2 protein-coding genes are annotated in these 14843 nt (G+C 76.3%); both read right to left on the bottom strand.

What is annotated here, in order from left to right; all coding sequences use genetic code 11:
- Positions 1-53: 53 nt before the first annotated feature.
- A complete protein-coding gene (locus K7B10_RS40080; protein WP_229345906.1) occupies positions 54-4973 on the bottom strand; it encodes a type I polyketide synthase in 4920 nt (1639 codons plus the stop codon).
- Between the two features lie 63 nt (positions 4974-5036).
- On the bottom strand, positions 5037-14843 hold a 9807-nt coding region (locus K7B10_RS40075; protein ID WP_372481591.1), incomplete at its 5' end, for an acyltransferase domain-containing protein.

The raw sequence follows: 14843 nt of genomic DNA, 5'->3' as shown, positions 1-14843 counted from the left end.
GGGTCTCACCGAGTCCTTTTGATGAATGTGTCGGCAACGTGCTCGGGGCTCGGTCAGGCCAGGCCGAGTTCTCTGTCGATGAAGGCGAAGACGTCGTCCGCCGAGGCGGATTCGAGCTGGTCGCGGACCATCTCGCCGGTTCCCTGGAGGTCGGTGAGCCTGCCGACCAGGGCCTGCAGCCGCGAGGTGATCCGGCTGGAGCGGATCTGCTCGATGTCGAGGGAGGCGGCGAGCTCCTCGAAGCGGTCCAGCTCGGTGAGCACGTCGGCCGGGCCCGCGTCGCCGTCCTGGAACAGCTCGGTGCGCAGGAAGGCGGCGAGCGCGGCGGGGGTCGCGTAGTCGAACACCATCGTGCTCGGGAGGTTCGCGCCGGTCGCCTCGCTCAGGCGCGCGCGCAGTTCGACGGCGGCGACGGAGTCGAAACCGAGGTCCTCGAAGGCGCGGGTGGGTTCCAGCTCCGCCGGGGAGTCGTAGCCGAGCAGGGCCGCGACCTTGCCGCGGACCAGGTCCAGCAGGGCGCGGGTCTGTTCCGCCTCCGGCTTCGCGGCGAGCGAGGCGACCAGGGCGGACCCGCCGCCCGCCGCGGCGCCTTCGGCGGCCCCGGCGAGGATGTCGCGCACCTCGGGCAGGGCGTTGAGCAGCGGGCGGGGCCGGGCGAGGGTGTAGGTGGGGACGAAGCGCTCCCAGTCGAACTCGGCGACCACGAGGTGGCTCTCGTCGTGCTCGATGACCTGGCGCAGCGCGCCGACGGCGATGGAGGGGCGCATGGCCGGGGCGCCGATCCGGCGCATCATGGCGCCCAGTTCGGCGTCGACCATGCCGCCGTCCCACGAGGACCAGGCGACGGAGGTGACCGTACGGCCCTGGGCGCGGCGGCGGTGGGCGAGGCCGTCGAGGTGGGCGTTGGCGGCGGCGTAGGCGCTCTGGCCGGCGCTGCCCCAGACGGCCGCGCCGGAGGAGAAGAGGACGAAGGCGTCCAGCTCTTGGTCGGCGAGGAGTTCGTCGAGGAGGACGGCTCCGGCGACCTTGGCGTGGCCGACCTCGGCGAACTCCTCGAGGGAGAGGTCGGCGAGCGGGGCGATGCGCTGCATCGCGCCGGCCGCGTGGACGACGGCGGTGAGCGGCTGGTCCTCGGGTACGGAGTCCAGGACGCGGGTCAGGGAGGCCCGGTCGGTGACGTCGCAGGCCTCGATGCTCACGCGGGCGCCGAGGGCGGTCAGTTCGGCCTCGAGCTCGTCCATGCCGGCCGCGGCCCGGCCGCGGCGGCTGGTGAGCAGCAGGTGCTCGGCGCCCTCGGCGGCGAACGTACGGGCCACGTGGGCGCCGAGGCCGCCGGTGCCGCCCGTGATGAGGACGGTGCCGCGGGGCTGCCAGGTACGGCGGGGCTCCTGCCCGGCGAGGGGGGCGCGGACGAGGCGGCGTACGAAGACGCCCTGCGGGCGGATCGCTGCGGCGTCCTCGCCGGAGGCGCCGGTGAGCAGCGAGCACAGGTGCCGGGCCGCGGCGGTGTCGACGGCGGCGGGCAGGTCGACGATGCCGCCCCAGGTCTGCGGCAGGTCCAGGGCGAGGGCGCCGGCCAGGCCCCACAGCGGGGTCTGGGCGACGGCCTCGACCTCGTGGGAGCCGGCGACGGCGGCCGCCCCGGCGGTGGCGAGCCACAGCGGGGCGCCGAGCCCGGCGTCGCCGTGGGCCTGTACGAGGGTGATGGTGGCGGCCAGGCCCCGGGTGAGGCCGGGGTGTCCGGGGTGGGGCCGCTCGTCCAGGGAGAGCAGCGACAGGACGCCGGAGGCGGTCCGCGTACGGAGCTCCTCGGTCAGCGCCGTACGGTCCTCCCCGGCGACCTCGACGGTCTCGGGGGCGGCCCCGCTGTCGGCCAGCGCCGCGAGCACGGCGGCGACCCGCGGGTCGGCGGCGCTCTGCGGGGTCACCGCGACGAGCCAGGTTCCGGTCAGGGCCGGGGCGGGCAGGGCCTCGGGGGCGGGCTGCCAGACGACGCGGTAGCGCCAGGAGTCGAGCGTGTACGCGTCCTGGTGGCGGCGGCGCCACTTGGAGAGGGCGGGCAGCACCTCGTGGAGCGGCTCGGCGGCGATCTCCAGCCGGCCGGCGAGGGTGTCGAGGTCGGCGTGCTCGACGGAGTCCCAGAAGGCGGTGTCGGCCGGGTCGGCCGTGCCGCCCCCGCCGCCCTGCGCGGCGGCGAGCAGGCCCGGGGTGGCCGGGACGGCGTCGGCCCAGAAGCTGCGGTGTTGGAAGGCGTAGGTCGGCAGCGCCAGCCGCCGGGCGGGACGCCGTGCCGGGCGGGCCTCGAACAGGGCCGGCCAGTCCAGGGCCGCGCCGCGGGCGAAGGCCTGGGCGACGGCGGCCAGGAGCGTGCGCTCCTCGTCGCGGCCGCGGCGCAGGGCGGGAGCGATGACGGCCCCGGCCCCGTCCGTGAGCGAGTCGGCGGCCATCGGGGTCAGCGCGGCGTCCGGGCCCAGTTCGAGCAGGACGCGGACGCCGTCGGCCTCGATCGCGCGCAGGGCGTCGGAGAAGCGGACCGCCTCGCGGACGTGGCGGACCCAGTAGTCGGCGCTCTGCAGCTCGCCGTCCGCGGCCGGCCGGCCGGTCAGGTTCGACACGACGGGGATCCGGGCCTCGCGGAAGGTCACGCTCCGGGCGACGGCGCGGAATTCCTCGAGCATGGGGTCCATGAGCGGGGAGTGGAAGGCGTGCGAGACCCGCAGTTCCTTGGTCTTGCGGCCCTCCTGCCCGAAGTGGGCGGCGATGGCGCGGACGGTGTCCTGCTCGCCGGAGACGACCACCGCGCGGGGGCCGTTGATCGCGGCGATGCCCACGCCGTCCGTCAGGTGCGGGCGGACCTCCTCCTCGGTGGCCTGGATCGCGGCCATCGCACCGCCTGCGGGCAGGGCCTGCATGAGGCGGCCGCGCGCGGTGACCAGGCGGGCGGCGTCGGCGAGGTCGAGGACCCCGGCCGCGTGGGCCGCGGCGATCTCGCCGATGGAGTGGCCGGCCAGCACGTCGGGGCGCAGGCCCCAGGAGCGGACGAGCCGGAACAGGGCGGTCTCGACGGCGAAGAGCGCGGGCTGGGCGTAGGCGGTGCGGTTCAGCGCCTCCTCTTCCTGGCCCCACATCACGTCCTTGAGCGGGGTGTCGAGGTGGGCGTCGAGGGCGGCGGCCGCCTCGTCGAGGGCCTCGGCGAAGACGGGGAAGGCGGCGTGCAGTTCACGGCCCATGCCCAGGCGCTGGGCGCCCTGCCCGGGGAAGAGGAAGGCGGTGCGGACGTCCGGTTCGGCGACGGCCCGGGCCGCGTCGCCCGGGACCTCCCCCTCGGCGAGCGCCGCGAGGCCCCGTACGAGCTCCTCGCGGTCGGCGGCGAGGAGGACGGCGCGGTGCTCCAGCGCGGCGCGGGTGACGGCCAGCGAGTGGCCGACGTCGCGTACGGACGCCTCGTCACCGGCGGTGTCCGGGGAGGCCAGGTGGTCCAGGAGGTTGGCGGCCTGGGCGCGCAGCGCGTCGGCGGTCTTCGCCGAGAGCGGCAGCAGCGCGGGGGCGGCGGACTCGTGTGCGGCTGATTCGGGCGCGGCTGATTCGGGCGCGGCGTCCTCGCCCCCCGGGGCCTCGTCGGCCGGCGCGGCCTCGATGATGACGTGGGCGTTGGTGCCGCTGAGGCCGAACGCGGAGACGGCGGCGCGCCGCGGCTGCCCGGTCTCGGGCCAGGCGACGGCCTCCGTGAGCAGCCGGATGTTGCCGGCCGACCAGTCCACCTTGGGACTCGGCTCGTCGACGTGCAGGGTCTTGGGCAGGACGCCGTGGCGGATCGCCTCGACCATCTTGATGATGCCGCCGACGCCGGCCGCGGCCTGCGCGTGCCCGATGTTCGACTTGATGGAGCCCAGCCACAGCGGCCGGTCCGCGGCGCGGCCCTTGCCGTACGTGGCGAGCAGCGCCTGCGCCTCGATGGGGTCGCCGAGGGTGGTGCCCGTACCGTGCGCCTCGACCGCGTCGACCTGGTCGGCGGTGAGCTGCGCGCCGGCCAGCGTCTGCTCGATCAGCCGCTGCTGGGAGGGGCCGTTGGGGGCGGTGATGCCGTTGGAGGCGCCGTCCTGGTTGATGGCGCTGCCGCGGATGACGGCGAGCACCGGGTGTCCGTTCCTGCGGGCGTCGGAGAGCCGCTCGACGACGAGCATGCCGGCGCCCTCGCCCCAGCCGGTGCCGTCGGCGGCCGCGGCGAAGGACTTGCAGCGGCCGTTGGGGGCGAGGCCGCGCTCCTGGCTGAAGCCGACGAAGGAGGTCGGCGTCGCCATCACGGTCACGCCGCCGGCCAGCGCCAGGGCGCACTCGCCGGCGCGCAGGGCCTTGACCGCCCAGTGCAGGGCGACCAGCGAGGAGGAGCAGGCCGTGTCCACGGTGACCGCGGGGCCCTCCAGGCCGAGGGTGTACGAGATGCGGCCGGAGGCGATGGAGCCGAGGCCGCCGATCCCGCCGTCGGAGGGGTAGTCGTGGTAGACGACGCCCGCGTACACGCCGGTGCGGCTGCCGCGCAGCGAGTGCGGGTCGATGGTGGCGCGCTCCAGCGCCTCCCAGGAGGTCTCCAGCAGCAGGCGCTGCTGGGGGTCGGTCTCCCGCGCCTCCTTCGGGCTGATCTTGAAGAAGTCGGCGTCGAACCGGTCCGCGTCGTGCAGGAACCCGCCTTCGCGGGCGTACGACTTGCCGGGCGTGCCCGGCTCCGGGTCGTACAGCCCGTCGACGTCCCAGCCCCGGTTGAGGGGGAAGCCGGTGATCCCGTCGCCTCCGGAGGCCACCAGGTCCCACAGGTCCTCGGGGGAGCCGATCCCGCCGGGGTAGCGGCAGCTCATCCCGACGATCGCGATCGGCTCGTGCTCGCGGGCCTCGGCCTCGCGCAGGCGCCTCTTGGCGCTCTGCAGGTCGGCGGTGGCTCGCTTGAGATAGTCGCGGAGTTTGTCCTGATCAGGCATCTGAAGTCAACCAATCTGAAGCCAACTGTGGATCGCGGCGGTCGGGGTCGTTGTCGCGGCGGGTCAGAGCCCGAGCTCCCGGTCCAGTGCCTCGAACAGTTCGTCGTCGGTGACCGCCTGGAAGTCCTGCTCCGGGTCGGCCGGTTCGGTGGTGCGGGTGTCCTGCCAGCGGCGCAGTACCGCTTCGAGCCGTGCGGTGATCCGGGCCGGGTCGGCGGCGTCCCGGGCGACGGCCGCCAGGGCCGCGTCCAGCTGGTCCAGCGCCTCGGTGACTCCTTGTGTCCCGTCGCCGTCGTCGGGCCGGACGGCGGCGGCCAGGTGGCCGGCCACGGCCCGCGAGGTCGGGAAGTCGAAGGCGAGGCTGGCCGGGAGGGCCAGTCCGGTGGCCGTGCCGAGGCGGCTGCGCAGTTCGACCACGGCCAGGGAGTCGAAGCCGAGTTCCTGGAAGGACTGGTCGGCGGCGACGGCTTCGGCCGAGGCGTGGCCGAGCAGTCCGGCCACCTGCGAGCGCACCAGCTCCAGGAGCAGCCGCTCCCGCTCCTGCGCGTCCAGGCCGGTCAGCCGGCGCCGCAGCTGGTCGGCCTCGTCGGCGCCGCCGCGGCCCGAGCGGCCGCCGGGGGTCCGTACGAAGCCGGCCAGGACGGCCGGGACCCGGCCGGTGGCCGCGCGGAGCGTGCCGCGGTCGAGGTCGAGGGCGGTCAGGTCGGGCTCGGCGCCGCGCAGCGCCTCGTCGAGCAGGGCCAGTCCGCGCTCGGCGCCCAGGGCGGGCAGTCCGAGCGAGGCCAGCAGCTCCGTCTGCGCCGCGGGCTCGGCGGCCGCCTCCCAGGGCCCGAAGGCGAGGGCGGTGGCGGCGAGTCCGAGGGTGCGGCGGTGCCGGGCGAGCGCGGTGAGGAAACCGGCCGCGGCGGCCCGGGCGCCCTGTCCGGCGCCGTGCATCAGCCCGGCGGAGGAGGACACCAGCAGGAAGGCCCCGAGGCGGCTCTCGCGGGTGAGCTCGTGCAGGTTCCAGGCCGCGTCGGCGCTGCGCCGCAGGTCGGCGTCGAGTGCGGCCGGGTCCTGTGCGTCAGTGCGCGTGGCGCCGGCCGGGAGGTCGGCGTGGACGACCGCGACGAGCGGGTGCCCGGCGGGTACGGAGGCCAGCAGCGCGGCGAGGGCGGTGCGGTCGGCGGGGTCGCAGTCGGCGGTGTCCACCGTGACGGGGGACCCGGCGAACTCGGCGGCGAGCCGGGCGGGGCCGTCCACGTGCTGCGGCGGGGTGCCGGCGTCGTGGGCGGGAGCCGCCTGCGGGTCCGTGCCGGTGGCGGCCGGCGTACGGAGGAGCAGGAGGCGGGTGGCGCCGTACGCGGCCACCAGGCGGCGGGCGACGGCCGCGCCGGCGGCGGACCCGGCGCCGGTCACCAGGACCGTGCCGGCCCCCAGGGACGGCGGCTCCCCCTGCGGGGCGGCGGCCTTGGCCAGCCGGGGCACGAGGACGGCACCGGCGCGGATCGCGAACTCGGTGAGTCCGGAACCGAGGGCGGCGGGCAGCGCCTGCCGGGAGGCCTCGGTGTCGTCGAGGTCGGCCAGCACGAACCGGCCGGGGTGCTCGCCCTGGGCGGCCCGTACCAGACCCCAGACCGGAGCCTGGGCGAGGTCGGCGCCCTCGTCCTCGCGGACGGCGACGGCCCCGCGGGTGACGACGGTCAGGGGCGCGGCCTGCTCCTCGTCGAGCCACCGCGCGAGCCGGGCCAGGGTGGCCGCGGCCACCGTGCGGGCCCGGTCGGCCGCGTCGGCGTCGGCGGCCCCTTCGGGTACGGGGCACTCGAAGAGGACGGGCGCCGCCTGCGCGGCGGAGCCGCCGGCGGGGGCCGGGACCCAGGTCAGGCGGTGGAGGGCGCCGGGCAGTTCGCCGGTGCGCAGCTCTTCCGCCGAGACGGCCCGCTGGGTGACCGCGCCCGCCGACAGGACGGGACGGCCCTCCTCGTCGGCGGCTTCGAGGGCGAGCGCGCCCTGCGCGTCCCGGGTGATGCGGACGCGGAGGGCGGCGGCGCCGGTCCGGTGCACCTGGAGGTCGGTCCAGGAGGCGGTGGCCAGCGGTGCCGGGGCGTCGGTGTCGAGGCGGTCGAGGCGGTCGAGGTGCAGGGCCGCGTCGAGCAGGGCGGGGTGGACGGTGAACCGGTCGGCCGCGGCCTCGCCGGAGCCCGCGTCGCCGGGCAGCGCGATCTCGGCGAACAGTTCGCCGCCGCGCCGCCAGGCCGCCTGCAGGCCCTGGAAGACGGGGCCGTACCCGTAGCCGTGGGCGAGCAGCCGCTCGTACGCGTCGGCCACCGCGACGGGCGCGGCGCCCGCGGGCGGCCACGCCGACAGGTCGGCGGGGGTGGCGGCGGCGCCGGTGGTGAGGGTGCCTTCGGCGTGCAGGCTCCAGCCGGAGTCCGCGTCGCCGTCGGCGTCCTCGGCCCGGGAGTACACGGAGACCGGGCGCGGACCGTCCTCGCCGGGCGCGCCCACCACCACGTGGAGGGGGACGCCGCCCTGCTCGGGCAGCGGGAGCGGGGCGTGCAGGGTCAGGCCGGCCAGCCGGTCGCAGCCGAACTCGGCTCCGGCGCGCAGGGCCAGCTCCACGAGGCCGGTGGCCGGGAGGACGACCGTGCCGAGCAGGTCGTGGTCCTCCAGCCAGGGCTGGGCGGAGCGGGCCGGGCGGCCGGTGAAGGTGGCCCCGCCGGTGCCGGGGGCGGGGACGACCGCGCTCAGCAGCGGGTGGTCCACGGCGTCGAGGCCGAGCGAGCCGGCGTCCCCGCCGCGGCGCTCGTCGAGCGCCCAGAAGCGGTCGCGGCGGAAGGCGTACGTCGGCAGCTCGATGCGCCGGGCGCCGCTGCCGGCGAAGAAGGCGGCCCAGTCGACGTCGACGCCGTGGGTGTGGGCCTGGGCGAGGGCGGCCACGAGGGTGTGCTCCTCGTCGCGTTCGCGCCGCGAGAGCGCCACGAACACGGGGGCGTCGGCGGCGCCGGAGCCGATGCCGGAGCCGGTGTCGGAGCCGGAGCCGGTGTCGGTGTCGGTGTCGGTGTCGGCGAGGCAGGCGGGGCCGAGGCCCGCGAGGACGGCGTCCGGGCCGACCTCGACGAAGGCGGTGGCCCCGGCCTCGGCGAGGGCGCGTACGCCGTCGGAGAAGCGGACGGCCTGCCGGACGTGCCGGACCCAGTACTGCGGATCGGCGATCTCCTCGGCGGTCATGATCCGGCCGGTCACGTTCGAGACGAGCGGGATCCGGGGCTCGGCCGGGGAGAGCCCGGCCGCGACGGCGCCGAACTCGGCGAGCATCGGCTCCATCAGCGGCGAGTGGAAGGCGTGGGAGACGCGCAGCCGGGAGGTCTTGCGGCCCTGGGCCGTGAAGTGCTCCTCGATCGCGCCGACTTCATCCTGCGCGCCGGAGACGACCACGGACCGGGGGCCGTTGACCGCGCCGATGCTGACGGCGTCGGTGAGCAGCGGCAGGACCTCGTCCTCGGAGGCCTGGACGGCCGCCATGGCGCCGCCGGAGGGCAGGGCCTGCATGAGCCTGCCGCGGGCGGCGACCAGCCTGGCCGCGTCGGCCAGGGACAGGGCGCCGCCGACGTGGGCGGCGGTGATCTCGCCGACCGAGTGCCCGGCGAGGAAGTCCGGCCGCACGCCCCAGGACTCCAGCAGCCTGAACAGGGCCGTCTCGAAGGCGAAGAGCCCGGTCTGGGTGTACAGGGTGCGGCTGAGCTCCGCCGCGTCCTCGCCCCAGACGACCTCGCGCAGCGGCCGGTCCAGGTGCCGGTCGAGCTCCGCGACGGCGGCGTCGAAGGCCTCGGCGAACACCGGGAAGGCGGCGTGCAGTCCACGCCCCATGCCGGGGCGCTGGGCGCCCTGGCCGGAGAAGAGGAAGGCGGTGAGACCGCCGGTGGCGGCCGCCCGTACGGCGGGCACGGCGGCGGGCGCGCCGGACGCGAGCGCGGCCAGCGCCCGGCGGGCCTGCGCGGAGTCGGTCGCGACGAGCGCGACCCGGTGCTCCATGGGCGCCCGCGTGGTCGCCAGCGAGAACCCGACGTCGCGCGGCTCGGCCGCGGGCAGCGTGTCCAGGTGCCCCAGCAGCCGCCCTGCCTGCCGTACGAGCCCCTCCGCGTCCCGGGCGGACAGCAGCCAGGGGACGACCCGCGCCGGGGCCTCCGGCGCGGCCGGGGCCTCGGAGGCGGGGGCCTCCGGGAGGGCCGGGGCCTCCAGGATGACGTGGGCGTTGGTGCCGCTGATGCCGAAGGAGGAGACTGCGGCGCGGCGCGGGCGGTCCGAGGCGGGCCACTTGCGGGCCTCGTCGAGCAGCCGGACCGCGCCCGCGTCCCAGTCGACCTTGGTCGACGGCGCGTCCAGGTGCAGGGACTTCGGCATGATGCCGGTCTGCAGCGCCTGCACCATCTTGATGACCCCGGCCACACCGGCGGCGGCCTGCGTGTGCCCGATGTTCGACTTGACGGACCCCAGCCACAGCGGCTCCGCGTCGCCGCGGCCCTGCCCGTACGTCGCGAGCAGCGCCTGCGCCTCGATCGGGTCGCCGAGGGTGGTGCCCGTACCGTGCGCCTCGACGAGGTCGACATCGGCGGTCGACAGCCCCGCGTTGGCCAGGGCCTGGCGGATGACCCGCTGCTGCGAGGGCCCGTTCGGCGCCATCAGGCCGTTGCTCGCACCGTCCTGGTTCACCGCGCTGCCGCGCAGCACGGCCAGCACCCGGTGCCCGTTGCTCCGCGCGTCCGACAGCCGCTCGATCACGAGGACGCCGACGCCCTCGGACCAGGCGGCGCCGTCGGCCGCGTCCGAGAACGACTTGCACCGGCCGTCCTTGGACAGGCCGCGCTGCCGCGAGAACTCCACGAAGGTCTCCGTGGACGACATCACGGTGACGCCGCCCACCAGGGCCAGCGGGCATTCGCCGGACCGCACGGCCTGCGCCGCGAGGTGCAGGGCGACCAGCGAGGAGGAGCAGGCGGTGTCCACCGTCACGGACGGGCCTTCGAGGCCGAACGTGTAGGAGACGCGGCCCGAACCGAGCGAGCCGGCGGCGCTGTTGCCCGTGTAGTCGTGGTACATGATCCCGGCGAACACACCGGTCGGGGTGCCCTTCAGCGAGGCCTGGTCGATCGCCGCGCGCTCCAGCGCCTCGTGGGCGACCTCCAGCAGCAGCCGGTGCTGCGGGTCCGTGGTCAGGGCGTCGTTGGGGCTCATGCCGAAGAACGCGGGGTCGAACTCGTCGGCGTCGTGCAGGAAGCCGCCGTGGCGTACGTACACCTTGCCGGGGGTGCCCGGCTCCGGGTCGTACAGCCCGTCGACGTCCCAGCCGCGGTTGACCGGGAACTCGGTGATCGCGTCGACCTCGTCCTCGACGAGGCGCCACAGCTCCTCGGGGGAGCGGACGCCGCCCGGGTAGCGGCAGGCCATGCCGACGATCACGATCGGGTCGTCGTCGCCGCCGGCCGCCCGGCCCGCGGTGGCGGCGGTGGTCGTGGCGGTGGCGGCGGATCCGGCGAGGAGGGTGTCGAGGTGCTCGGCGACGGCCTGGGCGTTCGGGTGGTCGAAGACGAGCGTCGGGGTCAGCCGCAGCCCGGTGGCGGTGGTGAGCTGGTTGCGCAGTTCCAGAGCGGTGAGCGAGTCGAAGCCCAGCTCGTTGAAGGCGCGCTCCGGTCCGACCTCGGCCGTGGTGGAGTGCCCCAGGATCGAGGCCACCTGGCCGCGTACGAGGTCCAGCAGGGCGCGGCGGCGCTCCTTCTCCGGCAGCGAGGCGAGTTCCTGACCGCGGGTGGCGGTACGGGCGCCCCCGGAACGGGCCGCCGTGCGGGCGCGCCGGCGGACCAGCGCGGAGAACTGCGCGGGCAGGTCCTCGGTGGCGCGCAGGGCGGCGAGGTCCAGGGCGAGCGGCAGCAGGACGGCGTCGGCCGAGGTGGTGGCGGCCTCGAACAGGGCCAGGCCGTCGGCGGCGGACAGCGCGCCGATGCCGGAGCGGCGCATGCGCTGCAGGTCGGTGCTGTTCAGCTCCTCCGCCATGCCGTCGCCGCTGACGGAGCCGGCGTCGCCCTCGGTGGCCCACAGGCCCCAGGCGAGCGACTGGCCGGGCAAGCCCTCGGCCCGGCGGTGGGCGGCGAGGGCGTCGAGGAAGGCGTTGCCCGCGGCGTAGTTGCCCTGGCCCGGATTGCCGAGGACACCGGCGACCGAGGAGAACAGCACGAAGGCGGAGAGGTCCTGGCCGCGGGTCAGCTCGTGGAGGTTCCACGCGGCGTCCGCCTTGGGGCGCAGCGACCCGGCCAGCAGCTCGGGGGTGAGCGAGCCGATGGTGACGTCGCCGAGGACGCCCGCGAGGTGGATCACCGCGGACACCCGGTGGCGGGCGAGCAGCTCGCGCGCCCGGTCCGGGTCGGCGAGGTCGCAGGCGGCGAGGGTGACTTCGGCGCCGAGGCCGGTGAGCTCGGCGTGCAGGTCGGCGGCGCCGGGGGCCTCGGGGCCCCGGCGGCTGACCAGCAGGAGCTCGCGTACGCCGTGCTCGGCCACGAGGTGACGGGCCACCAGGCGGCCCAGCGTGCCGGTGCCACCGGCGAGCAGGACGGCGCCGGGGGCGTCGAAGCGGATCGTCTGCTCCGCCGTGGCACCTGCCGTGGCGCGGACCAGGCGCGGGGCGTACAGCGCGCCGCCGCGGACGACGATCTCGGGCTCGGCGGCGGCGAGCAGGACGGCGGGCTCCACCGGGAGCCCGGCCGAGCCGGGTTCGAGGTCGGCGTCGGGTTCGAGGTCGGCGTCGGGTTCGAGGTCGGCCAGGACGATCCGGCCGGGGTTCTCGGCCTGGGCCGAGCGCATCAGACCGCGGACCGCCGCACCGGCCAGGTCCGTGACGCCCTCCCCGGGTGCGGCGGCCGCGCCGCGGGTGACGACGAGCAGGCGTGAGTCGGCGTACCGCTCGTCCGCGAGCCACTCCTGCAGGCGGAGCAGGGCCCGGGCCGTGGCCGCGTGGACCTGCGCGGCGGTGTCCCCGGCCGCGTCGGAGGCATCGGATCCGTCCAGGACCAGTACGTCCCGCGCGGGCCCGGTACGGTCGTCCGCCTCCCACGGCCCCCAGGTCAGCGGGGCGGGAGCGGCGGCGGGGGCGGGCAGCGGCCGGAGCTCCACGGCGAACAGCGCTCCGCCCGGGGCCTGTCCGGCGGATTCGGGAGCCGGGGCGGCGGCCCGGGAGACCAGCGATTCGACGGAGAAGACGGGGAGGCCGTCCGCGTCGGCGCCGTCGAGGGTGATGCTGTCCGGGCCCGAGGGGGCGATGCGCACGCGCAGCCCGGTCGCGCCGACGGCGTGGAAGCGCACGCCCCGCCAGGCGAACGGCAGCAGCACGCCGGAGTCGGAGCCGCCCCGGCCGTCGTCGAGCAGCGAACCGTGCAGGGCGGCGTCGAGGAGGGCGGGGTGGATGCCGAAGCGGGCGGCGTCCTCGTGCGCCTGCTCGGGCAGTTCGATCTCGGCGTACACCGCGTCGCCCTGGCGCCAGGCGGCCTTGAGGCCCTGGAACACCGGACCGTAGTGGTAGCCGCGCTCCTGGAGCAGTTCGTACGCCTCGCCCACGGCCACCTCGGCGGCGCCGGCGGGCGGCCACACGGTGAGGTCCGCGCCGGCCGCGACGGGAACCGCGGCGAGCAGGCCCTGGGCGTGCAGCACCCAGGGGGTGTCGGGCAGGGAGTCCTGGGGCCGGGAGTGGATGAGCACGGCCCGGCGGTCCAGCTCGTCCGGTCCGGCGACCGAGACCTGGAGCGCGACGCCGCCGTGCTCGGGCAGGACGAGGGGGGCCTGCAGGATGAGCTCCTCCAGGGTGGTGTGGCCCACCTGCTCACCGGCGTGCAGGGCGAGTTCGACGAAGCCGGTGCCGGGCAGCAGCACGGCCCCGAGCACGTCGTGGTCGGCCAGCCAGGGGTGGGTGTCGGCGCCGAGGCGGCCGCTGAAGGTCACCCCGTCCGTGTCGGGAGAGGAGATGACCGCGCCGAGCAGCGGGTGGTCGGCGGGCGCGAGGCCGAAGGCGGTGGCGTCGCCGCCGCCCGCGAGGTCGGCGATCATCCAGTACCGCTCGCGCTGGAAGGCGTACGTCGGCAGCGGGACCGGCGCGGCGCCGGTCCCGTCGTAGAAGGCGGTCCAGTCGACGGGCGTGCCGGTGGCGTGGAGGCGGGCGAGGGCGGTCAGGAGGGTGCGCGCCTCGGGCCGGTTCTTGCGTACGGCGGGCTCGACCACGGCGTCTTCGCCGTCGAGGGTGTTCTGGGTGAGGGCGGTCAGGATCGCGTCGGGGCCGAGCTCCAGGAAGGTCTGGACGCCCTTGGCGTGCAGGTGCTGGACGGTGTCGGAGAAGCGGACGGCCTCGCGCAGGTGGCGGGTCCAGTACTCCGCGGTCCCCCAGTCCTCGCTGATCGCGCCGTGCACCCCCGCGACGACCGGGATCCGGGCGGGCGCGTAGGTCACGGACTCGGCGACGGCGCGGAATTCGGCCAGGGCCGGGTCCATCAGGGGGGAGTGGAAGGCGTGCGAGACGCGGAGCCGGGCCGTCTTGCGGCCCAGCTCGCTGAACTGCGCCTGGATCGCCTCGACGGCCTCCTCGGCACCCGACACCACGATCGAACGCGGACTGTTGATCGCCGCGATGCCGACAGCGTCCGTCAGATGCGGCAGGACCTCCTCCTCCGTCGCCTGGATCGCGGCCATGGCCCCGCCCGCAGGCAGTGCCTGCATCAGGCGGCCGCGCGCGGTGACCAGACGCGCGGCGTCCTCCAGGGAGAGGACCCCGGCCACGTGGGCGGCGGTGATCTCGCCGATCGAGTGCCCGGCCAGGAAGTCCGGCCGCACGCCCCAGGACTCCACCAGCCGGAAGAGCGCGGTCTCGATCGCGAAGAGCGCGGGCTGCGTGTAGGCGGTGCTGTTCAGCAACGCCTCGTCCTCGGCGGACTCACCCCACATCACCTCGTACAGCGGGGTGTCCAGATGGGCGTCGACGGCCGCGGCCACCGCATCGAGAGCCTGTGCGAACACCGGGAACGCGGCATGCAGCTCACGCCCCATCCCCAGCCGCTGCGCGCCCTGACCCGTGAACAGGAACGCCGAGCGGCCCTCCCGTACGAGGCCCTGGACCACACCGGCCCCCGAGCCCTCGGCCAGCGCCGCCAGCCCCGAGAGCAGCTCCTCCCGGTCCGCACCGACCACCACGGCCCGGTGCTCGTGCGCGGTCCGGGTGGTCACCGCCGAGAAGCCGAGGTCGGTGAGCGACACGTCCGCGTGCCCGGTGAGGTGGGCGTGCAGCCGCCCGGCCTGCCCGGCCAGGGCCTTCTCCGTACGGCCCGACAGGGCCACGGGGACCAGCGGGAGGGTGCGGGGCTCGCCGTCGGCTTCCGCCGCTTCGGCGGCCGGGGCCTCCTCGACGATGACGTGGGCGTTGGTGCCGCTGAGGCCGAAGGAGGAGATGCCGGCGCGGCGCGGGCGCTCACCGGCCGGCCAGGCGACCGGCTCGGTGAGCAGCTTGACGTTGCCGGCCGTCCAGTCGACGTGCGGGGTCGGGTCCTCGGCGTACAGGGTCTTGGGCAGCAGGCCGTGGCGCAGTGCCTGGACCATCTTGATGACGCCGCCGACGCCGGCCGCGGCCTGCGTGTGCGCGAGGTTGGACTTGAGGGAGCCGAGCCACAGCGGCTCGCCCTCGTCGCGGCCCTGGCCGTAGGTGGCGAGCAGCGCCTGCGCCTCGATGGGGTCGCCGAGCCGGGTGCCGGTGCCGTGGGCCTCCACGGCGTCGACGTCGGCGATGGTCAGGCCGGCGTTCTCGAGGGCGCTGCGGATGACGCGTTGCTGGGAGGGGCCGTTGGGGGCGGTCATGGAGCTGGA

The organism is Streptomyces flavotricini, assembly GCF_020639365.1.
Lineage (GTDB): Bacteria > Actinomycetota > Actinomycetes > Streptomycetales > Streptomycetaceae > Streptomyces > Streptomyces flavotricini.
The sequence above is the reverse complement of the archived record's forward strand: the minus strand, read 5'-3'. Positions and strand labels throughout refer to the sequence as shown.

What these genes read in the sequence shown, in the direction of transcription:
- K7B10_RS40080 (WP_229345906.1), bottom strand. Translation starts at nt 4,973, where the DNA reads ATGCCTGATCAGGACAAACTCCGCGACTATCTCAAGCGAGCCACCGCC.